Source organism: Streptomyces spiramyceticus, assembly GCF_028807635.1.
GTDB lineage: Bacteria > Actinomycetota > Actinomycetes > Streptomycetales > Streptomycetaceae > Streptomyces > Streptomyces spiramyceticus.
Map to the genome: position 1 here is coordinate 4,996,197 of NZ_JARBAX010000001.1, position 22,689 is coordinate 5,018,885.

Here is a 22,689-nt window from a genome sequence, read left to right on the forward strand (position 1 = left end):
CACCGCATGGTGCCGACCCGTCGTGTATCTCGCGCACGGCCAGCAGGGTGGTGGCACGCACCAGGCAGGAGGACCTGCCGCGGGTGTTGGAGTCGGTGGCGCCACAGCGCGGCCGGCGGGAAACGCAGCGGCCGCATCGGGTGGCCGCTCACAGCACATGCAGACAGATACCGGATCCGAGTGGGAGACGGTCTTCGTCGACCCCATCGGGCAGGTGGTGCAGCAGCGGTGGGCGGACGCGGTTCTCGCGGTGGCCTTCGAGGAGCTGGAGCCGGTGTCGGCGTTCCCGGTGGTACCGGGGCGGCGGTGGGGGCCGGTCAGTGGTGGTCGGCCACGACCGGCCGGGCATGTGGCCTGCGGGTCGGCCGCGATGCGGGCGCAGCTGATGGTGCTGGACCGCGAACCCGAGGTGGTCGGCCTGGCCGGGCGGCCGGCCCGTCTGCTGTGGCGGGACGCGCGCGGCCAGGTCCGCTCGTGGGTGCCGCAGCTCTTCGCCCGCCACCGCGACGGCACCGCCGATCCCCGGCAGAGTCAAGCTGAAGCGGTTCATCACTGGTTGTGATGGTGCGCGAGCATCAGGACGGTGCCCTTCTCGCATACAGGGAACAGGGCTAATGAACACGTCGAGAACGCCTGCTTTCCGACAAGGAGTAGTGCAAAGCATGATGCGTACCCTTCGCAGTCTGCTGCCTGTTGCAGCGATGACCCTGCTCTGCCTGGGTGCGGCCGCCCCGGCCGCACCAGCCGCCTCTGCCTACACGACATCCACGCCCCATTCCGTCACCATCCCCTGCACACCATCCGCCGCCCAGGGCTCCATCGCTGTCGGCCCTTGCCCTCTCGACCCCCTTGCCTGCCACAGGGCATGCAGGGCGAGGGGTAGTACAGGCGGGTTCTGCGGCGGGCTGCTTAAAAGGGAGTGCATTTGCTACAGGGCTTGATCAAGTTCCGTAGGTGTCCGGATCGTTGGTGATACCCAGGACGGGGAGTGCTCGTTGGGGCTCGTCGCGGATCGCCCGGGTGGTCTTGGCGATGTTGTCGGATCCGAGGGTTTTCAGCACGCCGATGGCGAGGTTGCGGAGGGTCGCCATGGCCCGTGGTGCGGTCCCGGCGTGGACGGTGGAGGCGTCCTCGGCAAAGGTGACATCCCTGATGTGGTGCGAGGAGTTCTCCACTCCCCAGTGCCCAGACAGCGGAGCGAGCTAGGAGTTGTCGTCAACGCATCACGCCCACATGAGGAGCGATGCGAGGGTGACGGCTGCTTGGTAGGACTCGGCGGTCTTCTCGTACCGGGTGGCGATGCCACGCCATTGCTTCAAGCGGTTGAAACACCGTTCCACAACATTGCGGTGCTTGTAGACCTGCTTGTCGAAGACCGGAGGACGGCCGCCGAGGCTGCCGCGCCGGGCACGGTTGCGAACGTGGTCGGCCCGCACCGGGATGGTGTGCGGGATGTTGCGGTACCGCAGCCAGGCGCGGATGGCTTTCGCGCTGTAGCCCTTGTCGCCGATGACGTGAGCGGGCCGCACCCGCGGCCGTCCCGAGCCAAGGCGCGGCACCCGTATCGCATCCATCACGGCGGTGAACTGGGTGCAGTCATTGGTATTGCCACCCGTGACCACCAGGGCCAGCGGGCGGCCCAGGCCGTCACAGGCCAGGTGAATCTTGCTCGTCAGCCCGCCGCGGGACCGTCCGAGTGCCGGGTTAGGGTGCCCCCTTTTCGAGCGCCGGCCGCATGCTGGTGGGCGCGGACGATGCTGGAGTCGACCGACACCAGCCAGTCGATGTCCCCAACCGCGTCCGCCCGCGCCTGCGCGGCTCGCAGCATCCGGTCGAACGTGCCGTCCGCAGCCCAGCGGCGAAACCGGGTATGCAGGCTGGCCCAGGATCCGTACCGCTCGGGCACGTCCCGCCAGGCCACCCCGGCACGGAACTTCCACACGATCCCGTTGAGCATCATCCGGTCATCCAGCCGAGGCCGCCCCATCACCCTCCGGGGCAGCAACGGCTGCACGAAGTCCCACTCGACATCGGTCAGTTCATGGCGACGTATCACCCGACCATGATCCACCAACCAAGATCACATTGACGACAGACCCTAGCGGACGTTGAGGGCGAGGGCCAGGAGTGCCGCCGAGACCTCGCGGATGATGTGTTCCGCCTCCGGGTATGGGGGCTGGAACGAGGTGCCGCATTCGATCGTGTAGCCGAGGGTCTTGGTGGCGGTCGGGGTGGTGAAGTGGCGGCTGTAGGCGTAGTCGTCGCTGGTGCCGGAGGTGGGGTAGAGGCCGTACGCCGCCTCGACCCCGTAGTCGACGCCGCGCACTCCGTGTACCGCGTCGTTCATACGCCCGGCCAGTTCGACGGCGGTCTTCAGGTCCTGGTGGGGGATGAACTCGCCGATGTCGTCGTCCTTGCGGCCGCGTACGGCGTCGAGGGCGGGGTTGCGGAAGTTGTCGGTCGGGCTGGTGGACTGGTTCCGGTCCGAGCCCCAGTTGTGCAGGATCACGGGTACGGCGCTGTGGACGTCGACGAGCCAGCGGATGCGCGGGTGGGTGTCGAGCGCCCAGACGATGTTGCGGGTCTCGGGCTCCGAGGCGGCGGACGGGCCCCGGTACATCTGCGGGTCGCAGGGGTTGTCGGAGGTGTGGACGTCCGCATCGGGGGCGAACTTGGCGGTGTGGTCCCAGAGGAAGTCGAAGTTGCGGTTCAGGTCCACGCCCGCGCAGGACGGGCCACCGTGTCCGTGTCCGTGTCCGGCCGGTGCCGGGCGGCGGTTCTTGCGCCACATCGCGTTGGCCGTCTGGCTGTAGGCGCGGCCGTCGGGGTTCACGCACGGGTAGAGGAACAGGTTGAGGCCGTCGATGACGTGCGTGACCTGGGCGGCCGTGTAGGACGTCGAGCCGTAGCCGAGGCCGGTGCCCAGGCTGTGCGCCTCCAGGAGGTCCGCGGCGAGTGAGACGAGCGCATCGGGCGGCACCCATTCGCGGGCGTGGACCCCGCCCAGGATCAGAATGCCGTCGACGTCGTCGGCCGGCCGGGCCCCGATCCGCTGCAGGCGTGCCGTGCGGCCCTCGTGGGTGGGGTGGGGCGGGGTGAGGACCTCCGTCGCCCCCGGGTAGCCGGCGTGCAGGTTGCTGATCGCCGATTCGATCTCGGCCACGTTGAGGTACACGGTCACTCCGTCCGGACGCGCGGGTTGTCGGGTCGCGGTGTCACTCCTTGCGGCCGAGCCCTCGGGGCAAGGCACCCCGGGCCGCGAAGCGGTCGCCCTCGCCGACCTCCTGCTTCCTGGCGTGCCAGTTCTCCGTGATGTTCTCGACCGCAGTGATGTTCACCCGTGGTGCCGACCTGGCGGATCTGGCCGAGTCGAGTTGGTCCTGGCGGAAGTAGAGGTCGAGGCCGAGGCCGGCCGCGGTCTCCCGGGCGACGGGGCGGCAGCCGGTATCGGGCCGGGTCTCCTCGATGAACTTCCGCAGTGCCTCGGCGTCTTCGGCGACGACATGGCAGCGGAAGACCGCGGGGACCTCGTCCGTGCCGCCCGTGTCGCTCATCGCGTCGGCTGTCCCGCTCGTGCCGCTGGTGCCGTACGCCCCGCGACCAGTTGGGCGAGCGCGATGGCCTGGGCGGCGTTCACCCGGCCGAAGCCGTAGTCGTCGTTGTGGCCGTTGCCGTCGTAAACGACACCGGGGCCGCCGATCTTGTCGGCCGACTGGTGCATGATCTCGCGCAGCTGGTCGCGGGTCAGGTCGGGGTTGGCCGCCAGCGCCAGTGCCGCGCAGCCGGCCGCGCAGGGGGCGGCGAAGCTGGTGCCGGTGCTCGGGCCGAAGCCGCCTCCGGACGTCGCGCTGAAGACATCGACTCCGGGGGCGATCAGTTCGACCTCGGGGCCGCGGGCCGCGTTGTCCTCCCGGTCCTTGTTGTTCGACCGGACCACCGCGATGACATCCGGATGGGAGACCACCTCGTCCAGCATGATGTCGACGTTCCTGCCGTTGCTGGCCGCCCAGAAGATCGGCAGCCCCTTGCCCTGGCGTCCGTCGGCGGCGGCGAATTCGAGGGCCAGCTTCAGCGTGTCGGTCAGGTCCCACTCCGCACCGTTCGGGCCCAGGCTGCAGACCAGGATGTCCGCGCCTTGCTGTGCGCCGATTCCGGGCTCGGTCGAGGGGTCGGCGGCGTACGCCACGGCACGGGCCAGGGTCGTCTGCGTGCCAACCTGGTCCCCCAGGCACGCCACCAGCATGAGCTCGCACTCGGGGGCCGCACCGACCCCGCCGCTGCCGTTGTGCCGGGCGCCGACCATCCCGGCGCAGAAGGTGCCGTGGTCCTCGTCGGGCATGCCCGCGGTGTTCTGGGTGAAGGTCACGCCTACCACGCCGCTGCTGTAGAAGCCCGAGCTCGGGTCCAGCCCACTGGCGAGATCCTGGTGCTGTACGTCGAAGCCGTTGTCGATGACGGCGACGCGGATGCCGTCCCCGAGAGTGTGGTCCCACGCCTTCTCGATGTGGACGTCGGCGCGCGGCTTGCCGCCATTGGTGCCGGTGTTGTTCCACTGCCACTGCTTGGGGTACTCGGGGTCGGAGGGTTGGAGCCGGGTCGGGACGTGCTCGATGAACGACGGTTCGGCGAAGATGAAACGGTCGTTGTCGTGCAGCTCCACGGAGGCCGCGAGGGCGTCCTCGGCGGCCCTGGCCCGCACCTCGTACAGGTTCGTTGCGAAGCCGAGTTTGTTGACGACAGCTAGGCCGGCCGCCTCGATCTCGCGCTCTGCCTCCTCCTCCGAGAGCGACGGCTGCAGCTGGACGTTCAGCGCGTCGGTCGCGATACCGATCCTGCCGTTGGGCCGCCGGATGACCTTGCCCGCTGCCTCCGCCCCGGAGATTTCCTCGCCTACGTCGACCGCCGCTCGGGTCTGCCGGTTCGGCCTGACGAACATCCAGTGCGCGCGGGCGAAGGCGGCGGCGGTCTCGTCGTCGATTCCCGCGTCGCGCATCGCTCCCCGTGCGCTCGTGCCCAGCTCTGCCTCCGCGTCGGCGGCTGCCCTGACACCGTCCGTCTCCACCTTCACCGCGACAACATCGTCGAGTTCCTGCGCCTCGACGAGGTTGCCACGTTGGTAGTACTGACGCGACATCGCACTCGCCTCTTCTCATGGGCGTGGCTGTCCTCAGGGGCGCGGCTATCCTGGCCGGATACGTCACGGCGACAGGACGCGGCCCGAGAGAGAAAGCCCCGTTGAGGTATAAATCCCCCTTTCTCGCCAGTCTCCTCGCGTCTTGGAATGGGGGCAACCGCACGGCCGCGGGGGAGTGCCGTCCCGCTGCCAGCGGCGGAACAAGTCATCGAGCTGCGGCCCGGCGAAGGGGCGTTCTTCGCGGCGTACGCGCCGCTATCGGTACATGAACGTCGGGATTAGTCCGTTCTCATGGAAGCCGGTGATGAGTTCGCCGGCCTCGCACTTCGGCGCAGCGTTCGCGACGGCGACCACGTCGTAGGGGCTTCCGTAGTTACCCATCCAGTGCCACTGTCCGGTCGCTCTACTCTCGGCGATGCGCTTCTTGAGCTCCATCCCTTCCTCCACAGAGAGGACTCGGTCGGTAGGGATCTCTTGCGTAGTCATACAAGGCTCCTTCTACAGAGGGGATTTAATTCGCAGGATCTGCACTCTTCGCCCGTTTGGCCACTTCACTCACTGTGGTTGCATGGGCAACGAGTGAGGCGTGCCTGCGCCGAGGCATCAGTCGTAGCTACACGATGATGTCCTCGAACCTTTCCAATTGCGTCCACCGCTTCTCGGCGCGCACTCGTGAAGGCAGCCGGTCAGCGGCCGGCAGCGGGCCCAGGCCCAAGCCGGTGATTTCCGCGATGTTGGCCACCGGCACCTGGAAGGTACGGAAGGCGCCAAGCGGCGGAGGGTCTCCAGCTCTCGCCGCTTCGGCCAGAGCTCGCGCGGCCGCGTCGCGGGTCAGGTCAGGGCTTTGGTCAAGGACGTATGCGGTGGACGCCAGCTCCCCGTTCTGCATGAACGCAGCGACTTTCCAGAAGCGCAGCGGTACCTTGATGCCCCGGTACGGTGGGTCGGAGTCCTCAAGCACCGGTCCGGTGAACACCGACAACTTGCGGTCGAACGCCTCGGCATGGTCGAGCAGGAAGTTTTCCAATCCCTGCCACAGCTCCTTGCCCTGGTTGAAGATGTCCATCTGCGGCGCGGCGTTCGTGTAGTGGAACGTGTCGCTGTTGGCCGCTTCTGCTTCGTTTCTCGTGCCCCAGACCGGATCGAGCCTGCGCACGAGGTGCCCCTTGTCCAGCGGGTTGTTCTTGTAGACCGGATGGCCTGTCTGCTTACTGTCGGGAAGCCGCGGGTCGAACCGCCAGTCGTCGTCACGGTCTGCGTCGACCAGCTTTCGGCCGTCGATCATGACTGCCGTTGACGCAGCCAGCCGCCGATCAGGGCGAAACACCACGCTGAAGTGGGTGTACGGCAGTACCGTGGTTTCGACGGCCGGATCAGTAGGCACGGGCAACGGCACGGCGGGGCCAAGAAATCGCTCGTCATAGCCCTGGCGGTTCGCCAGGGACGCGCGGCTCATGGTTTCGGCACCTGGTGCGGGCTCAGGCGAAGGAGTCATGTTCCTCTAACTACCGCGTGGCGCGATCCCCATATGCCACTTTCACCCGAATGACCCAATGAACCTGCCTGTCCCCATTCAGGGTGATTAGTTTGAGATCGGGAATCAGACACGCACGTTCTTTCGGCTGAGGCCTTGATCGCCTCACACCTCTCGACGACACCCGCTTCCGCACGGAAGGAGCCCTCATGGCTCGCGGTATCGGACGCGAAGGGTCTGATCACCCGTGACGTGAACGTCGATTCGACCGTCTGCCGGGGCACGCGGTCGAATGCGGCATCAACCGGCTCAAGCGCCGCCGCACGGTCGCCACCAGAGCGTTGCCGCCGCCACGTCTGCCTGTAACCGAGCAGCTTGCGTGTGTCCTCGGCTCGTCACCCAGCAGGCGATCACCGCTGTGCCGCCTGTAAGCACCGCCACCCACAGCCCTGCATCCCCCATGGCATAGCAGTGTGGCTCTTCACGCTTGCTCGTAACAGCCCCAGGTCAGTATCTGCCGCCGTATGCAGTCACCGACCGGTGGGTGGCAGGGCGCGTCGGTGGGCACGATGGCATGTGGCCAGTCGACCGGGACGGCAGGGGGAAACGTGGCATCGCGGCGGTTACATCCCAGACTGCTTGGCATGCTCTGCGGGGTCGCCGTTCTCCTGGTTCTTGCTGTGGTCGTCTGGCTCCCTCGCCTGATCTATCCGTCACTTACGTCGCACGAGCTGGGTCAGGTGGCCAGTCGAGAGAAGCGGGTGGAACTGCGACAAGCGCAGTCCAAGGTCCAGAACGACTTCCGCAGCCAACTACTCCAAGCCCTGGGCGGCTTGGTGGTCGTGGCTGGTGCAGCAGCTGGCTGGCAGCAACTCCGCCTCGCCCGGGAGGGCCAGATAACCGAACGCTTCACGCGGGCAATCGATCATCTGGGTAGTGACACGCTTGATGTCCGGCTGGGAGGCATCTACGCCTTGGAGCGTGTCGCCAGGAACTCCCCGACCGACCGTTACCTACATTCTGGGAGCGTTTATCCGCGAACACGCTCCGTGGCATGTTGGCGCCCCGAACGGGCCACACCATCCCACACCCACCTTGGACAATCAGCTGCCTTGGTTGACCAGTCGCGCTTCCGACGTACAGACCGCTCTACAGGTGCTGGGACGACGGCTGGAGAGCTCTGACGAGCAGGCGCTGTACCTGTCACGAGTGGATCTCCGCCGGGCGCATCTGCCCATAGCGCGGCTGGCAGATGCCAATCTGCGGTACACCAATTTCTCTCGGGCTTGGATGGTGAACGTCAATCTGGAACGTAGCCAGCTCGTGGATGCCGATTTGCGGGAGGCCCGTCTTGAGCGGGCCAGGATGGCGGATGCCGACCTGCGCGGAGCCCACCTGCAAGGCGCTGACTTGCGCCAGGCGGTACTGCGAGGGGCTGACTTACGGGGAGCCAATCTGTCAGACGCTCGCCTGGACGAAGCTGACCTGGAGGGTGTCCGCACCGACGGCTCGACGGTCTGGCCCGATGGTCACCGCCCTGCGTAAAGCCTCGTTACAACTCCCGCAGGCCAACCAGCAGCTGGCCCATCAAGAGCGGGTCGCCCGGTACCGGGCCGGACTGGGCCGCGGAGTCATCGGCGATGGGGACAACGCGTGATGCCACATCCAGCGCCAACTCCGCCCAGACGACCTTTCCCGAGACTGGTGTGGGGTGGTAATAACCCCAGCGGTGACTCATTGTCTCGACCAGCAGCAGCCCGCGTCCGCTGGTGGCCCCGGCCCCGGCCACCCGGAGGACTGGTGGCCGGCGGTCGTGGTCACTGACAGAGATCACCAGCCGCGGCCCCAGCAGCCGCAGCGTCACGGTCAGGGTCCGCGGCTCCGGTGAGCGGGCCGCTGACGGCTGGGGATGCTGGATGGCGTTGGTCGTCAGCTCCGACACGAGCAGGCGGGCCGTTTCAATGGCGTCCGGCGGCACTCGTCAGTGCCGCAGAACATCGACGGTGTGGCGACGGGCCCAGGCGGCGGCGTTGGGGGTATCGGCCAGGGCCAGCTGACTCAGGGCAGGACGAACTTGCGACACGGTGAAGTGCCTCCCAGATAGGGAGTGACGTATGAGGGCGGGGGAAACCGGCACCAGCGCCTGACGGCTCAGCGCGTTAGCAGCGAACTGTCAGCGCGGTAATCAGCGGTGGTTCAAGAGCACGGCGGCGCGCTGGCGCAGAGGCGCTTCGAGGTCGAGGCTGTCGCCTCGGCTGATCGTTTGCAGCAGCTCCGTGATGACGACGAGTTCTGAGAAGCGGCCAGCCGGGGTGTCGAGGATGTGGCCCAAGTGCTGTCGGACCAATGCGCTCACCTCCGGCACCAGCAGGCTGAAGGCGTGAAGCATGGCGGCGTCATAGCCAGCCGGGGCCACGCCCCACCCTTCCCAATCCAAGATGGTCAGGTGGGGACCGGTCAGGTTGGCCCAGTGGAGATCGCCGTGGGCGGTCGACCAGGCTGGCACCGTGGTGTCGATCGGCTGGGCCAGGAATTCGGGCATGGCTCGGTCCAGGTACGCCTGGCGAACCGCCACTCGGTCGGTTGGGACCTGGGCAATGGTGTCCAGGGACCGGCGCAGCGTCACCCACCAGGCGTCATCCAGCGCGGGAGCCGTGCACAGCACCGGCCCGTCCGTCGTGATGGTCAGCTCGACGACGACCTCGTACAGCTCAGCCAGGTAGCCGTCTGCCCCGGCTGTCCAGATCAGATGATCTTGCAAGCGGGGCCGCGGAATTGTTCGTGGCATGGCGGCTTCCGCCGCCCGTGGTCCCTCCCACAGCTTGCCGTCGGCCTTATCGGCAGGAGCGTGGACCAACCGCAGCCAACCCGTCCCGGACGGCGTCTGGACGCGGCGGCTCAAAGTGCGACCACGCCAACCCCAGGCTTCGGCCGGCTCGACCGGCGTGACCGCCAGCTTGGTCGCCGCCAGGGCATGGGCTGCCCGCATCCGCTCCGCCACCTCTGGCTCAGGTACCGAGTACATCCGTGACCTTTCGCAGTGTGTCCAAGGGGACGGGCGGTTGACCGATGACCGTGGTGGCCTCCGACCAGTGTTGCGGCTGGTCGGTCGACACCAGCAGCCGCCGGACGCCCGGCGCGGACGCAACTACCGCTAGTCCGGCCCCAGCGGGAGTGCTGCCAGACCGAATCAACTCGGCCAGCTCTGGCGTGACCAGGCCCGGCACCGCCCCGCCATGCAGGGGAGCGGAGGCGAACACCTCCAACTCGGCCGCGACGGCATCGGCCAGCACGCCCACACCGTCGAGCGCCTGGGCGATGGGCGCCAAGTTGACGAGTGACAACGGCAGTTGGATGGCTCGCAGGTGGTGCTGGGGGCCGCCAGCCTTGGAGGCCAGCTCCAATAGCAGTGGGACATCGAACAGACCGCTACTGAAGCCGCTCCAGGTGGCGACGCCGTAGCCGCGGATCAGCCCGGCCTGGCAGGCTTTCTCCAGCGTGAGGAAGGCCAGGTACAGCCGGTCGGTGATGGCCTCCCGACTACAGCCGTGCTCCGGGTTATGGACGAACACCAGGTCAGGCGTCCGTCCGAGCGTCCGGCGGTTGCATTCCACCTGCCAGCCGATGTACCGGGGCGCGAGGCAGTGGCCCGCCTCGGCCGTACCCGCCGCCACGACGCCCGCCCGCAAAGCCAACCCCCGACTGCCCGGAGCCAGGAACCCAACCTTGGTCGACACCTTCAGCTCAGGGTGTCGGGCCAGGACCGGAGCTAGCGCCCGTTCGGCTTGGCCCTGGGCGTAGTTCGGCGCGGTGTCGATCCAGTCAGCGCCAGCGGCGGCAGCCATGGCGGCGGCTCGGGCAACGTCGCGGCAGCGGTAGGTACCCAGACCCAAGCTGGCGGTCATCCGGCACCGCCTACCGCGGCCACTTCGCCGCTGACCAGTTCCGTCACGACCCCAGCCGCCTGGGCCAGGGTCAAGCCGGAGGCCGTGGCCAGATCGGCCAGGCGGTGACTGTCACCGCGGGCCAGCAGCCCCAACAGGGGTAGCGCCTGAGCCGCGAAGGTCCACTCCTCGCCGCCAGCCGTCAGGCGAACAGCCCCCTCCGGCGTGGCTTGAAGCGCCGGTCGCGCCACCACCAGCTGGACGGACAAATTCGGGTCTGGCGGGATGGCCGCCACGTACGGCAGTGACGGCAGTAGCCGCGCTTGCTCGGTGGCATCCCGAGCGGCCGCGAACTGTTGGATCAAGTCGGCCGATTCCAGTTCCGCTATCACCAGCTTGCGCAGCTCCTCCACGAAGCTGGCTTGCTGCTGGGCGGTGCCGAAGCGGGGTAGATCAGCGCGAACGATTGTGTGGGACCGCAGTGTTTCCGACAGCCAGCTAATGAGGTCGGCCCCGGTGGTGGTCTGAAGGCCACAGGTCAGATGCAGCGAGTGCTGGCCCTCGGAGGCCGCTACGGCGTGCCACCAGCCGCGAGGCAGGTACAACACATCGCCCGCCGTCAGCACCAGGTCGGCGACGGGCTCCGCCGGTGGCTCCTCCGGCACATCAACGTCGCAGTACATCGGGGCGGTCCGGGTCGGTCCGTACAGCCGCCAGCGCTTGGCCCCGTCCAGCTGCACCACGATGACGTCATGGTCGTCCCAATGGACGCCGAAGCCTTCGGTGCTGGTCCACGAGGCGTAGAGGTTGGCTTGGACGCCCGTCCGCAGCCAACGTTCCAGCTGCCTGGTCAGCTGGCCCACGCCGTCATGCAGCTCGTCGACGGCATCCAGCACCAGCGTGGCCCCGTGCTCCAGCTGCTGATGCAGCATGGCCGGTTGGAGTCGCTGCCAGACGGTGCGGCGGCGAGTCACCACCGGTCGTGAGTAGGTATGGGTGGGCAGGGGCTCGCCACCTACGGCCAACCGCAAGCGCGGAGCTTCCAGCCGGTGACAAGCCAGGATGCCGTTGAGGTCATCCCAGCTCACCAGACCAGCCAGTGACGCGGCCTCGCCGCGGGCAACCTGGTAGCGGCGGCCGAAGGCCTGGGCGAGGAAGGTCTCCCCACCCAGGCGCTCCGCCACCGAGAACGTCTCAGTGGTCATGGCAGCGGCCGTTAGTCGTTGCCGTCGCTGCGGCCGGTGCCGCCGCCGTCCGACGGCTGCTCGGCCCGCGATCGGGCGGCCGCCACCTTGCGCCGGGCGACGAGCAGGCCGTCGCTCTCGGTCTCGCTGCTGCTGGTGCGGTAGTCAGGCATGGAACCTCTCCTTGCGTCAGGTAGAACCAGGCCAGCTGCTTGGCTCCGCTGGTGGAACGAGCGCGTCCACCCTTCGCGTTGACTCACCGGCGAAAGAAGGACGGGCTCCACCAAAGCGCTTCCCTTCGCTGCGGAACAGCGCAAGATTGAGGTACCAGTGACGCATCCGTGTCGCATTCCGGGTTGTGGCCTGGCAGAACGTCGCGACCGACGATTTGGCGCTAAGGGGCGCGGAGCCGATGGCAGAGAAACGGACACGGCTCATTGGGCGACGCAAGGCGGTCGGCCATACGCAGGAGACGTTGGCCGAAGCGCTCGATGTGGACCGCACCACCATTGGCCGGTGGGAGAGCGGTCGCGGTGAACCGCAGTCGTGGCTGCGGCCGAAGCTGGCCAGCGCGCTGGGCGTCAGCGTCGATGGCCTGGCCGACTTACTTGGTCCGACCACATCGGAACCAGCCGCCACCACCGTTGGAGTAATGCCGCCAGCCGTCGTCCCGTCGGTTGTGGTGACGCTGACAGAAGCAGTGGCGGCCGACGCGAACGACTCGGCGTTGCTCCTCGGCTTCGCCTCGCAGTCCAACGTGGACGAGCTCGTCCTGGAACAGCTGGAGGCTGACATCGCCCGGTTGGCCGCCGATTACGTCAGCCAACCCGTCGCCACCCTGTTTCGAGAGATCAGCCGCTTGCGCCAGCTGGTGTTCCACCTGCTACAGGGACGCCAACACCCCTATCAATCCACGCAGTTGTACTTGGCCGCAGGCCGGTTGTGCGGCCTGGCCACCCACGTGGCGCTGGACCTGGGCCAATTTCCGGCCGCCGCGACACACGCCCGGGCGGCGTGGCGTTGCGCCCAGTCCGCTGGCCACAACGAGCTGCGAGCCTGGATTCGCTCCGTCCAGTCCCTGATCGCCTACTGGCAGCGGGACTACTGCCAGGCGGCCGACCTGGCGCGGGACGGCCTGCGCTACGCCGATGGCGGCACCATCCGGTCGCGACTGCTGAGTCTGGAGGCCCGCGCCAGCGCCGCCTGCGGCGACCGGGCGGGCACGTTGCGAGCCGTCCAATCCGCTCAGGAAGCCCGGCAGTTGTCGGCTGCCCTGCCGGAGCTGCCCGGCGTCTTCACCTTTCCCGAAGCCAAACAATGGGCCTACGCCGGTACCGCGCTGCTGGCGCTCGGCAGTAAGCGGCACCTGAGCCAAGCCATCGAGGCGTCGTCCCAAGCCATCACGCTGTACCAGTCGGCCCCCGAGCGAGACCAGTCCTCGGGCGATCTCTTGGCCTCACACCTCGACTTAGCCACGGCCCACCTGGCCGGTGGTGATCTCGATGGTGCGCGGGACAAGCTGACGGTGGTGCTGGAAGCTGCCCCGGAGCGGCGGACCGCCAGCATTTCCAGCCGCTTGCAAGTCTTCGGCGACCGGCTTGCCCAACCGACCTACGCCCGGTCGGTCTCGGCCCGTAGCCTGCGAGACAGCCTTCAGGAGGCGTGCCGTCGCCCCGCCCTCACCAACCTTCCGGAGTCCACGCAGTGAGCAACACTGACCAGCAGAATGCCGCCGTGACCGACGCCAAGCTGTTGGCCAACAGCGCCTACGGTGATGAGCGTCATCTGGCCGCCCGGCAGTCGATCTATCGCTGGCAGCAGCCGCAGTACGACCTGCCCGGCCTGGTGGCCGAGCAGCTGGGAGACACCACTGGTCGAGTGCTGGACGTGGGCTGCGGCAACGGCAAATTCGTCAAGCGGCTGCGGCAAGACCGGCCCGACTTGGATGTGATCGGCCTGGACATCTCGGCGGGCATCTTGGCCGACGTGCCGGGACCGGTGGCGGTGGCGGACGCCCAGGCCCTGCCCTTTACCGACGACACGGCCGAAGCTGTGCTGGCGCTGCACATGCTCTACCACGCTCGGAATATCCCGGCCACGGTCGCGGAGCTGGCCCGCGTACTGAAGCCGGGTGGACTGCTGGTGGCCTCGACCAACAGCGACAGTGACAAGCGGGAGCTGGACCAGCTGTGGCGGCGGGCGGCCGGTGACGTGCTGGGCGTAGCGGAAGGGCCGGCCCGAGTGTCGCTGAGTGCCCGGTTCTCGCTGGAGAAAGCCCCGAAGCTGCTGGGCACGGCCTTCCGTGACATCCAGGTGCTGGAGCTGCCCGGCGTCATTGAGCTGACCGACCCCGCCCCGATCGTGGCGCACCTGGCGTCGTACGAAGCCTGGGCCGAGCAGCTGGGCGTGCCATTCATCGAGACGATCCAGCGGGCGGAGGAGTTGGCCGAGCGCGTCATCCAGGACAAGGGCGCGTTCAGCATCACGTGTCTGGGCGGCATTCTCGTCAGCCGTAGAAACGTAGAAGGACAGGGCGGACGTCGCGTCCTAGGTCGTTGGTGCTGACTTGAGGACGCCCTTAAACTTGCCTATTACGCAGCGACCGAGACCATTCGATCCAGGACGACTCAGTGTCCCGTTGGCCGATTGTTTCGAGGCTTATGTGACCATCGAATCCCACGTCATTGAGCAAATCCAGAATCTTGGGCAGCTCCAAATCTCCAGCTCCAAATGCCAAGTGCCCCTTGCCGCCACGCTTCGCGTCGTGAAGGTGCATGTTGGCAATTTTTGAGTGATGGCTTTGAAGGAAGTGTTGGAAATCGTCCTCATTCTGGATGCAGTGTCCGATATCCAGCGTAAACTTCAGCTGTGGAAGATAGCCGGAAAGGGATTCCAAGTCGCGAACCTCAATTAGGCATTCCCGCGACGCTCCACCTCGACGTGGCATGTTCTCGACGGCGACGATTGGACCGTCTCCAACCATAATCTTAGCCAGTGGCTCCACGAGCTGCTCCAACACGTCCTCGTGTTTTTCCCATACGCCGTAGGTTCCTGTGTGGTAGGTAATCACCTTCGCGTCGAGGTCACTCGCTACCTGTCGCGCGCTAAGGCAGCGTTCGAGGGACAAGGTTCTGAGCTCCGCCCACGGTGCTGCGAGCGCTACACCTATGAATGGGGCATGAACCGTTATGGGCATGCCGGCGAGCAACGACCGGAATCCTTTTATTTCGTCCTGAGTTGGCAGATATTCGAGCCACAATTCGACATGCTGCAACCCGTCAAGCCGCTGTAGCTTTGTGTACTGCGTATTCCACTCTTGAGGATCGGAAGAGAGGATGTTTAGGAAAGCGCCGCGACTGTATTGGGTGAGGTCCAGATCCATTGTGTCTCAATTCTACGACTCTATGGAGTAATTGTCGACACGGCTGCGGATATGTGGCGCGAAGATTCCGTAACGCATGTGAGAAAGGCTGAGAAGTTGCACTTCATGCGGCCGTTCTGCGCGCTCCTCCCTCAGTCTCTCTAGTACCTTCCATCTGAAGTAGATTACGGGCAGCCTTAGGGAAAGGGGCTGGTCGTCCCACCTGACTTCAAATTGCGGCATAATCAAATTTTGATGGAGTCCGGGCTTGAATCTTCCTTCTGCGCTGTCGCAGATCCGGACGTGCGAGACAAAGCCGGTTGAGGCGGGAGTGTACTCCTGGTCTGCTGGTACGTCTAGGCCGTTGAATCCACGAACAAAGTACGCACGGGTGGGCTCATCTGCACGATAGTCGTGTATGGACACGAGCATGCCATCTCTAATTCTAGGGATTTCGGCAAGGATAATCTCGTTGAATGTGTCGAGGCTAGCGATATGCAGACTAAGATCATATTCGGATTCAAAGCCCCGTTGACCCAAAAAAGGATCACTGTGTTTGTGCCACATGGGTATCTTTTGGCTGAGCAGAACGTGATTCCCGTAGGTCGCTGTAAGGGACTCATGGACTGTTGACCGGTCCCTAAGGAGCGTGACGGCATCCGAGTCCATTGCGGGCATGTTTAGCAATGCCTCACATAGCTTGGGTACTTCCTTGAATGTGGGCACAATCAACAATAGGTCGAGATCGCTCGATTGCGATTTGGGTTGAGGTCGTCCTTTTACATTATAAAAACGTCCGTAGCTGGCAGAGCCGCCGACTATACCGGCAGTGGCTACGCCCGCTTGAGCGGTTATTCGTCTAAAGTCGTTGAGGTCTCGGAGGCGTCGGCTGGTCTCGATTGCAGCCTCAAACGGACGCGGGCGACGCCTTTTGGTGTTATCCCTCCGGTAGGGGGCGTGCTGGTCGCACCGAGTGTCCAAGTAGAGTTTGCGAAAACGGTCGATGTCATCACCGGTTAGGGAATCCACTTCGGACATCACGGTGAGGAGATCCTCGCCGAATGTATCCTCCTTTCCGGCATATGCAGCAAAGACTCTGCCAAAACGAAGCGCAAGTGGCCCAGCAATGATGTCCGGAAGTTCCCCCATTGGCTTTTCGGGGCTCGCCTCGTCGAGCAACGAAGTCATCTGGCGGTATAGGCCCTCGATTTGCCGCCAATCGGCGCGGCGGTCTGCTTCGATCCGGCGCTGTGATCGTCCTGGAACGTTCATGATCTTGTCCGTGTCTGCTGACGGCTCTGCCGAACTGGTCGCGCAGGGTTGAGCTGACGATCTACGAATAATCATGGCACGCAACGGCGCCGATCGCAGGTGCACTGAGGGCGCCCAGATGAATCACTATGCGGCCTTGTTGCGTCTGTCATTCCCGGCGGCGGAAGCAGAGATAAGCGCTCGCTTGTTGAGCCGCATACAACCGGCCGAATCCATGCCCCGCGGATCGCTTGAAGAACGTGTGTCTGGAGTCGTGCACCCCGCAGTTGGATGGTGTCAAACTCTCCACTCAATCTCTATGAACTTCGGATTGAAGCGGTAGCCCCGCCACCTCTTGCTGCCTGGATGGCCGGGCTTGATGATCACCTTGTCCACCACCAGCTGGACGACGCTGCGCCGCCACTCCAGGCCAGAGGTGTCCCAGGCTTCCCGGATCGTCTGGTCAGCCGGGACGCGGGCGGCTGCCGACTCGTCTTGGTAGTGGGCTAGCGCCTCTTGGGCTTCCTGCACGGACGCCTCAGCGATGCCCTTGGCCTGGATGAACTGGTCACGGCTCAGCACGTCGGTGGCGTAGTCGGTCACCAGCTGGTCGAGCTTGGCCTTACGCCGCTCGTACTCCTGGACCAGGAGTCGAACCTTGTCCTCATCCACCTTGGGAGCCAGCGTCACGGCCACCTTCGGGTCGTCGAAGACGTGACAGACGGCTTCCTTGATCAGCAGCTCGACCGGCTCGGCCACTCGGAAGCTCTTGCCGCAGCCGATGACTCGGCCGTGGTTGTCGGTCCGTCGGCAGCGGTATCGCATCTGCGCTGGCTGTCCCGACTCTCTCGTCCGGCCACTGCCCACCATGACGCCACCACACTGGCCGCAGTAGATGAAGCCGGTCAGCAGGTACTTGCGGACGCCGGTCTGGCCCTTGGGCCAGCGGTGCTTACGGCTGAGGCGACGGGCCTCCATCCGGTCCCACTGCTCGCGCGTCAAGATGGCGGGCCACACGGCTGGGTACTCCTGGCCGCCGTACTCGCGCACCCCTATATAGCGCTTCTTCATGATCGTGCGTTGGAGGTTCTCGATCCGCCACTCACAGCCCGTGGCGGTACGGGCGCCCCGAGCGTTGAGGTCCACGACGATGTCACGGATCGACTCGCCGGCGATGAAACGCTGGGCGCACTCCCGGATGACGGCGGCTTCCGACTCCCGGACGGTGACGCCGTCCTTCTCGTAGCCATACGGCCGACCGCCACCGTGGGTCTTGCCGGCCAGGGCGCGCGCCTTCTGCTTGCGCTTGACCCGCTTGGAAATGCGGCCGGCTTCGAGCATGGCGTTGTTGACGGCGTTGATTGCCGCGTGGATGCCTTCGGCCGTCGACAGGTCGTAGCTGATGCCATCGGTGGTCTGGATGCGGCGCAATCGGGTGGTCTCTGCCAGCTTGATCAGGTCAAGCAGCTCTTCCAGCCGCCGGTACAGGCGGGGCATCTCCGTGATGAGGATGATGTTGATCTGGCCCCGGCGGATCGCCGCCAGCAGCCGGTCGTAGTCAGGGCGCGGCTTGGTCGAGTACTTCGAAGCCGAGATGTCGTTGTCCTTGTAAACACCGACGACGGGCCAGCCCTGCTCGTCGGCGTGGTCCCGCGCCTCCGTGATCTGAATCTTGACGTTCTCGCTCAGCCCGCTGCGGTCACGGCTCAGGCGGGCGTAGATGGCGGTGTCAGCATCGTGGGCGGGGAGGAAAGTGGACGTAGGGGACATGGACTCCTCCAGTGAAGCGTCTAAGACGCCCTGGCGGTAGCCCTCACCTGCAAAAAGGTGATTGGTCCCGGGGGTGCACAGCCCGTCCGTGGCGGAGGCGCCCGAGTTCAGCGGGCGGGCCCTGGATTCGCTCCGGCAGCCTCTTGAGTCGGGATATGTGGTGGTGGCGCGCAGCGCGGGGGTGGTGCGGCTGCCCGCACGGTTCCTGATGGTTCTGGCGGCCAATCCATGTCCGTGCGGACGGCACACGCTGCACGGCGCGGGCTGCGAATGCCCGCCGTCGGCGATCCGCAGGTACCAGGCGCGGCTCTCCGGTCCACTGCTGGACCGGGTGGACCTGCGGGTCGGGGTCGAACCGGTGCAGCGCGCCGACCTGCTGGGGCAGGGCGGGCGCGGCGAGTCGACGGCGGCGGTCGCTGGGCGCGTGCGGGAAGCGAGGGAGCGGGCGGCGGCGCGGCTGGAGGGAACACCGTGGACGACGAACAGCGAAGTGCCGGGCCACGAGCTGCGTACCCGCTGGCAGCCCGCGCCCGGAGCCCTCGGCGCCGCCGAGCGGGACATGGAACGGGGCCTGCTGACGGCCCGCGGGCTCGACCGGGTGCTGCGCGTGGCCTGGACCGTCGCGGACCTGGCCGGCCGCGACCGGCCCGACGCCCGCAACGTCGACCTGGCCCTTGAGCTGCGTACCGGCATCGCCCGAGGCGCACCGGCACTGACCGGGGCCGGGCCATGAGGAGCCGGGCCATGAGGCGCCCGGCCGTGAGGCGAGGGGCATTCGCGTCCGGGCCGCGCGGTGGGGGAGGCGTGCGGTGAACGGGGAAGCGCGGGAGCACGAACGGCTGGCCAGGGCGGCACTCACGCGGGTCGTCGAGCCGGGGGACGAGGTGGGTGGCCGATGGCTGCGCGAGTGCGGCGGCGTGGAACTGATGCGCAGACTCACCTCGGCCGACCCCGACGAGGCGGCCCGATCCCTGACCGGCGTAACGGAGAAGCGGCTGGCCGGCTACCGGATACGGGCGGCGGCGGCCGATCCCGCTCGGGACCTGGCGGCCGTGGCCGCGGTCGGGGGGCGCTTCGTCTGCCCCGGCGATCAGGAGTGGCCCGGGCAGCTCGACGACCTGGGCGACGGCAGGCCGGTCGGGCTGTGGGTGCGCGGGCGGCCGAATCTGCGGATGTGGGCGCTGCGGTCCGTCGCCGTCGTCGGGGCCAGGGCGTGTACGTCGTACGGGGCGCACGTGGCGGCGTCCCTGGGCGCCGGGCTCGCGGAGCGCGGCTGGGTCGTCGTGTCGGGGGCCGCGTTCGGGATCGACGGCGCCGCCCATCGCGGGGTGCTGGGCGCGGGCGGGGCCACCGTGGCGGTGCTGGCCTGCGGCGTCGACGTCGTCTACCCGCGCGGGCACGCCGAGTTGATCGGACGTATCGCGGAACAGGGGCTGGTCATCGGAGAGTTGCCACCCGGCGGGCATCCCACCCCCAGCCGGTTCATCCTCAGGAACCGGGTGATCGCCGCGCTCACCAGGGGCACCGTCGTGGTCGAGGCGGAGTACCGCAGCGGGTCGCTGGTCACCGCCCGCAGCGCGCAAAAGCTCGGACGCTTCACGATGGGCGTGCCGGGCCCCGTCACCAGCGGACTCTCCGCGGGGGTGCATGAACTTCTGCGGGGTGAGGGTGTCCTGGTCACCGACGCCGCGGAAGTGGCGGAGCTGGTCGGCGACATCGGCGATCTGGCCCCGGCGCGCCGGGGGCCCGTACTGCCCAGGGACCTGCTCGACCCGGTGGCCGCGCAGGTGCTCGAGGCACTGCCGGCGAGGGGGCGCGTCAACGCGCGCCGCGTCGCTCGCGGCGCGGGGACGACACCTGACGACGCGCTCGGCAAGTTGTACGAACTGCACTCCTTGGGGTTTGTTGAACGGCAGGGTGACGGCTGGCAGTTGACCCCCGGTGCCGGGCGCCCTGCCGACGCGCGGCGAGGCGGTACTTGACCAGCGGCATTCGGGTGAAAGGGTGATGGCGATGACTTCCACAGCCCGCCCGGCATCCCCTCCGGGGCTGTCCCGCGCGGTGACGGCCCCGGCGGTGGGATGTGCCCCAGGGCGTTCATCTGGAAGGGGGCAATCCCATATCCTGCGCGGACTGCGACGCTCCAGTCACGCTACGCTCACGAGGTTTCCCGCCCAGATGCACGATTCCCCGCACGTCACAGCAGAACGGCTCAAGGCAACGCATGCCCCAGCACACCTCCGGGTCTGACCGCGCGGCAGTGCCACACGCCGCCTGCGGCAGTGTGCGGCCCGCCGCACCCTCGTCGCTCGACGAGTTGTGGCGTTCGTACAAGGCCACGGGCGACGAGCGGCTGCGGGAGCAGCTGATCCTGCACTACTCGCCGCTGGTGAAGTACGTCGCCGGACGGGTGAGCGTCGGGCTGCCGCCCAATGTCGAACAGGCCGACTTCGTCTCCTCCGGGGTCTTCGGGCTCATCGACGCCATTGAGAAGTTCGACATCGAGCGGTCCATCAAGTTCGAGACGTACGCGATCACGCGCATCCGCGGCGCGATGATCGACGAACTGCGCGCCCTGGACTGGATCCCGCGCTCGGTGCGGCAGAAGGCCAAGGCCGTCGAGCGTGCCTACGCGACGCTGGAGGCGCAGTTGCGCCGTACGCCGTCCGAGAGCGAAGTCGCCTCGGAGATGGGCATCGTCCTGGAGGAACTGCACGCTGTTTTCAGTCAGTTGTCCCTGGCGAACGTGGTCGCCCTCGAAGAGCTGCTGCACGCTGGGGGCGAGGGCGGCGACCGGCTGAGCCTCATGGACACCCTGGAGGACACCGCCGCCGACGACCCGGTCGAGGTCGCCGAGGACCGGGAGCTGCGAAGGCTGCTCGCCCGCGCCATCAACACCCTCCCCGACCGGGAGAAGACCGTGGTCACGCTCTACTACTACGAAGGCCTCACGCTCGCCGAGATCGGCAATGTGCTGGGTGTGACGGAGAGCCGGGTCAGCCAGATCCACACCAAGTCGGTGCTCCAGCTGCGGGCCAAGCTGGCCGACGCCGGCCGCTGAGGCCGCCCCGAATCGTGCCTGCCTTGCACATCACGTCGTCATAACGGCGCCTCATCCGTACAGTAGGACCGTGCCAAGGATTCGAGCGGCCTCGGTGGCCGAGCACCGGACGATGCAGCGCGGCGCCCTGCTGGACGCCGCCCGCTCCCTGCTGTCCGAAGGCGGTACGGAGGCGCTGACCTTCCCCGCCCTCGCTGAGCGCACAGGTCTCGCCCGGTCGTCCGTGTATGAGTACTTCCGATCGCGCGCCGCCGTCGTCGAGGAGCTGTGCGCCGTCGACTTCCCCGTCTGGGCGGCCGAGGTCGAGAGCGCGATGGACCGGGCGGACACCCCGGCGGGCAAGGTCGAGGCGTATGTACGCGCGCAACTGCTGCTGGTCGGCGACCGGCGGCACCGCGCCGTTGTGGCGATCTCCGCGAGCGAGCTCGACGCCGGTGCGCGCGAGAAGATCCGCGCCGCGCACGGCGGTCTCGTCACGATGATCGTCGAGGCGCTCGGTGAACTGGGCCATGAACAGCCCAGGCTCGCGGCGATGATGCTGCAGGGTGTGGTCGACGCGGCGGTCCGGCGCATCGAGCTCGGCGCGGCCGAAGCGCCGGACGTGATCGCGGACTCTGCGGTAGCGATGGCGCTGCACGGCGTCCAGGGCTGATCCGGCCCGTCCCCTTCGGCCACCGGGCCTCATCCTGCGATGGGCCCACAGCGCTGCCAGCGCCAAGCCCGCCGCGTAAAGACCGTCGCCCGTGCCCGCAGCAGCAGGCGCAGCAGATAGGGCGGCGGCAGAGGGCGCGGCAGAGGGCGCGGCAGAGGGTGCGGCAGGTGGCGGCCCCGCCGGGACGCCGAACACCGGAAGCAGGCGCGGCGGGCCCCGGTGCAGCAGGTCGGGTGGGAGCAATGTCAGCGGATCGAGGTACACCACGCCTCTGCGCAGCCCCCAGTGCAGGCAGCCGGAGGCGCAGTGTGACCGGCCGCCCTCCAGGACAGCCACCACCTGCCCGGCCCTGACCTCGTCCCCCTTCGCGACCAGCGCCCGCACCGGTTCGTACGTCGTCCGCAGAGGCGGTTCCCCCGTACCGGACAGGGCAATGGACAGCGTCCCGCGCCCCGCGACCCGGCCCGCGAAGGACACCCGGCCGGAGGCCGCCGCCCGTACGGCGTCACCCCGCGAGGCAGCCAGATCCACTCCCCGGTGCCCCGGGGCGTACGCAGACGGGGGCGGCTCCCAGCCCCGTACGACCGGCGGCCGGTCGCCCACGGGCCAGGCCGCGTCCGGGATTCCGGCAGCGGCCGCCGCCGGCACGTACAGGGCAGCAGGCAGGAGCAGGCCGAGCAGCACGGCCACGATCACCGGCACCAGCACAGTCGTTCGTCGCATGGGGAAACCGTGGCGCGACGGACGGATTCGTGGGGATCATGATCCGTATCTGTGGACCACCGACCGGTTGTGGACAGCGCCGTCACCCGGCACTGCCCAGGTCCCGTACACTTCTGGTGGCGATCCGGGTCACCGGGTCGACTTCGCACGCCCCGCCACCAGTCACTTCGCAATCGGTGGCCGCGCCGCTCGGTC

Annotated in this window: 20 protein-coding genes and 4 pseudogenes; 8 read left to right on the forward strand and 16 right to left on the reverse strand. The window is 67.2% G+C overall.

Translation table 11 applies throughout. The features are described from left to right. Positions 1-157: 157 nt before the first annotated feature. A pseudogene (locus PXH83_RS23070) lies at positions 158-517 on the forward strand (TnsA-like heteromeric transposase endonuclease subunit); the annotation flags it as partial. 424 nt (positions 518-941) lie between these two features. Here PXH83_RS23070 and PXH83_RS23075 read toward each other — a convergent pair. From PXH83_RS23075 to PXH83_RS23105, 7 genes and pseudogenes are all read right to left on the reverse strand, one after another. Beyond that, entirely contained in the window at positions 942-1,175 is a 234-nt protein-coding gene (locus PXH83_RS23075) for a hypothetical protein (RefSeq protein WP_338054728.1), read from the reverse strand. Positions 1,176-1,223: 48 nt separating this feature from the next. Next, positions 1,224-2,053, reverse strand: a pseudogene (locus PXH83_RS23080) (IS5 family transposase). Between the two features lie 45 nt (positions 2,054-2,098). Next, on the reverse strand, positions 2,099-3,175 hold the full coding sequence (locus PXH83_RS23085; RefSeq protein WP_274562453.1) for a M14 family metallopeptidase: 1,077 nt from the start codon (positions 3,173-3,175) through the stop codon (positions 2,099-2,101). A 40-nt stretch (positions 3,176-3,215) separates the two neighbouring features. Next, the gene (locus tag PXH83_RS23090; protein WP_274562454.1) at positions 3,216-3,554 is read right to left on the reverse strand and encodes a hypothetical protein; all 339 of its coding nucleotides are present in this window, start codon (positions 3,552-3,554) and stop codon (positions 3,216-3,218) included. Continuing rightward, positions 3,551-5,134 (reverse strand): S8 family peptidase, encoded by a 1,584-nt coding sequence (locus PXH83_RS23095; RefSeq protein ID WP_274562455.1) that lies wholly within the window; start codon positions 5,132-5,134, stop codon positions 3,551-3,553. The genes PXH83_RS23090 and PXH83_RS23095 overlap by 4 nt, the downstream gene beginning before the upstream one ends. Positions 5,135-5,389: 255 nt before the next feature. Then, positions 5,390-5,620, reverse strand: coding sequence for a hypothetical protein (locus PXH83_RS23100; protein ID WP_274562456.1), 231 nt, complete (start codon positions 5,618-5,620; stop codon positions 5,390-5,392). Between the two features lie 127 nt (positions 5,621-5,747). Beyond that, a complete protein-coding gene (locus tag PXH83_RS23105; RefSeq protein WP_274562457.1) occupies positions 5,748-6,590 on the reverse strand; it encodes a DNA/RNA non-specific endonuclease in 843 nt (280 codons plus the stop codon). A 1,113-nt stretch (positions 6,591-7,703) separates the two neighbouring features. On the opposite strand from PXH83_RS23105, the gene PXH83_RS23110 reads away from it, so the two are divergent. Beyond that, positions 7,704-8,153 carry a pentapeptide repeat-containing protein gene (locus tag PXH83_RS23110; protein WP_274562458.1) on the forward strand — a complete coding sequence of 150 codons (450 nt, stop codon included), beginning with the start codon at positions 7,704-7,706 and terminating at the stop codon, positions 8,151-8,153. 7 nt (positions 8,154-8,160) lie between these two features. Here the strand turns inward: PXH83_RS23110 and PXH83_RS23115 are convergent, their stop codons facing one another. From PXH83_RS23115 to PXH83_RS23135, 5 genes are all read right to left on the reverse strand, one after another. After that, on the reverse strand, positions 8,161-8,550 hold the full coding sequence (locus PXH83_RS23115) for an ATP-binding protein (protein ID WP_274562461.1): 390 nt from the start codon (positions 8,548-8,550) through the stop codon (positions 8,161-8,163). A gap of 243 nt (positions 8,551-8,793) precedes the next feature. Continuing rightward, positions 8,794-9,597 carry a hypothetical protein gene (locus PXH83_RS23120; protein WP_274562462.1) on the reverse strand — a complete coding sequence of 268 codons (804 nt, stop codon included), beginning with the start codon at positions 9,595-9,597 and terminating at the stop codon, positions 8,794-8,796. 19 nt (positions 9,598-9,616) lie between these two features. Beyond that, complete coding sequence (locus tag PXH83_RS23125) at positions 9,617-10,513, reverse strand: aldo/keto reductase (protein ID WP_274562463.1); 897 nt, start codon at positions 10,511-10,513, stop codon at positions 9,617-9,619. Beyond that, positions 10,510-11,697 (reverse strand): cupin domain-containing protein, encoded by a 1,188-nt coding sequence (locus PXH83_RS23130; RefSeq protein WP_274562464.1) that lies wholly within the window; start codon positions 11,695-11,697, stop codon positions 10,510-10,512. The genes PXH83_RS23125 and PXH83_RS23130 overlap by 4 nt, the downstream gene beginning before the upstream one ends. Positions 11,698-11,708: 11 nt before the next feature. Further along, the gene (locus tag PXH83_RS23135; protein WP_274562465.1) at positions 11,709-11,849 is read right to left on the reverse strand and encodes a hypothetical protein; all 141 of its coding nucleotides are present in this window, start codon (positions 11,847-11,849) and stop codon (positions 11,709-11,711) included. 185 nt (positions 11,850-12,034) lie between these two features. Between PXH83_RS23135 and PXH83_RS23140 the strand changes: the two genes are divergently transcribed. Beyond that, the gene (locus PXH83_RS23140; RefSeq protein WP_274562466.1) at positions 12,035-13,384 is read left to right on the forward strand and encodes a helix-turn-helix transcriptional regulator; all 1,350 of its coding nucleotides are present in this window, start codon (positions 12,035-12,037) and stop codon (positions 13,382-13,384) included. Further along, complete coding sequence (locus tag PXH83_RS23145) at positions 13,381-14,241, forward strand: class I SAM-dependent methyltransferase (protein ID WP_274562468.1); 861 nt, start codon at positions 13,381-13,383, stop codon at positions 14,239-14,241. Before PXH83_RS23140 ends, PXH83_RS23145 begins: the two co-directional genes overlap by 4 nt. Before the next feature lie 13 nt (positions 14,242-14,254). Here PXH83_RS23145 and PXH83_RS23150 read toward each other — a convergent pair whose 3' ends face one another. The 3 genes from PXH83_RS23150 to PXH83_RS23160 form a co-directional block, all read right to left on the reverse strand. Next, a complete protein-coding gene (locus tag PXH83_RS23150) occupies positions 14,255-15,058 on the reverse strand; it encodes a sugar phosphate isomerase/epimerase family protein (protein WP_274562470.1) in 804 nt (267 codons plus the stop codon). A 12-nt stretch (positions 15,059-15,070) separates the two neighbouring features. Further along, positions 15,071-16,309 (reverse strand): hypothetical protein, encoded by a 1,239-nt coding sequence (locus PXH83_RS23155; protein WP_274562472.1) that lies wholly within the window; start codon positions 16,307-16,309, stop codon positions 15,071-15,073. Positions 16,310-16,585: 276 nt separating this feature from the next. After that, the gene (locus PXH83_RS23160) at positions 16,586-18,058 is read right to left on the reverse strand and encodes a recombinase family protein (RefSeq protein WP_274562473.1); all 1,473 of its coding nucleotides are present in this window, start codon (positions 18,056-18,058) and stop codon (positions 16,586-16,588) included. Positions 18,059-18,152: 94 nt separating this feature from the next. Between PXH83_RS23160 and PXH83_RS23165 the strand changes: the two are divergent. From PXH83_RS23165 to PXH83_RS23180, 4 genes and pseudogenes are all read left to right on the forward strand, one after another. Next, positions 18,153-18,791 (forward strand): annotated as a pseudogene (locus tag PXH83_RS23165) (ATP-binding protein); the annotation flags it as partial. A 40-nt stretch (positions 18,792-18,831) separates the two neighbouring features. Continuing rightward, a complete protein-coding gene (dprA, locus tag PXH83_RS23170) occupies positions 18,832-20,040 on the forward strand; it encodes a DNA-processing protein DprA (protein ID WP_420803237.1) in 1,209 nt (402 codons plus the stop codon). 242 nt (positions 20,041-20,282) lie between these two features. After that, positions 20,283-21,119 (forward strand): RNA polymerase sigma factor WhiG, encoded by an 837-nt coding sequence (whiG, locus tag PXH83_RS23175; RefSeq protein WP_274562476.1) that lies wholly within the window; start codon positions 20,283-20,285, stop codon positions 21,117-21,119. A gap of 94 nt (positions 21,120-21,213) precedes the next feature. Beyond that, a complete protein-coding gene (locus tag PXH83_RS23180; protein WP_214927868.1) occupies positions 21,214-21,771 on the forward strand; it encodes a TetR/AcrR family transcriptional regulator in 558 nt (185 codons plus the stop codon). 309 nt (positions 21,772-22,080) lie between these two features. On the opposite strand, the pseudogene PXH83_RS23185 reads toward PXH83_RS23180, so the two are convergent. Continuing rightward, positions 22,081-22,494: pseudogene (locus tag PXH83_RS23185) on the reverse strand (peptidoglycan DD-metalloendopeptidase family protein); the annotation flags it as partial. Between the last annotated feature and the right edge of the window lie 195 nt (positions 22,495-22,689).

Excerpts from the sequence above, each read along its gene's own strand:
- PXH83_RS23090 (WP_274562454.1), bottom strand. The coding sequence starts at position 3,554 with ATGAGCGACACGGGCGGCACGGACGAGGTCCCCGCGGTCTTCCGCTGC.
- PXH83_RS23095 (WP_274562455.1), bottom strand. The coding sequence starts at position 5,134 with ATGTCGCGTCAGTACTACCAACGTGGCAACCTCGTCGAGGCGCAGGAA.
- PXH83_RS23100 (WP_274562456.1), bottom strand. The coding sequence starts at position 5,620 with ATGACTACGCAAGAGATCCCTACCGACCGAGTCCTCTCTGTGGAGGAA.
- PXH83_RS23105 (WP_274562457.1), bottom strand. The coding sequence starts at position 6,590 with ATGAGCCGCGCGTCCCTGGCGAACCGCCAGGGCTATGACGAGCGATTT.
- PXH83_RS23120 (WP_274562462.1), bottom strand. The coding sequence starts at position 9,597 with ATGCGGGCAGCCCATGCCCTGGCGGCGACCAAGCTGGCGGTCACGCCG.
- PXH83_RS23125 (WP_274562463.1), bottom strand. The coding sequence starts at position 10,513 with ATGACCGCCAGCTTGGGTCTGGGTACCTACCGCTGCCGCGACGTTGCC.
- PXH83_RS23130 (WP_274562464.1), bottom strand. The coding sequence starts at position 11,697 with ATGACCACTGAGACGTTCTCGGTGGCGGAGCGCCTGGGTGGGGAGACC.
- PXH83_RS23135 (WP_274562465.1), bottom strand. The coding sequence starts at position 11,849 with ATGCCTGACTACCGCACCAGCAGCAGCGAGACCGAGAGCGACGGCCTG.
- PXH83_RS23150 (WP_274562470.1), bottom strand. The coding sequence starts at position 15,058 with ATGGATCTGGACCTCACCCAATACAGTCGCGGCGCTTTCCTAAACATC.
- PXH83_RS23155 (WP_274562472.1), bottom strand. The coding sequence starts at position 16,309 with ATGAACGTTCCAGGACGATCACAGCGCCGGATCGAAGCAGACCGCCGC.
- PXH83_RS23160 (WP_274562473.1), bottom strand. The coding sequence starts at position 18,058 with ATGTCCCCTACGTCCACTTTCCTCCCCGCCCACGATGCTGACACCGCC.
- whiG (WP_274562476.1), top strand. The coding sequence starts at position 20,283 with ATGCCCCAGCACACCTCCGGGTCTGACCGCGCGGCAGTGCCACACGCC.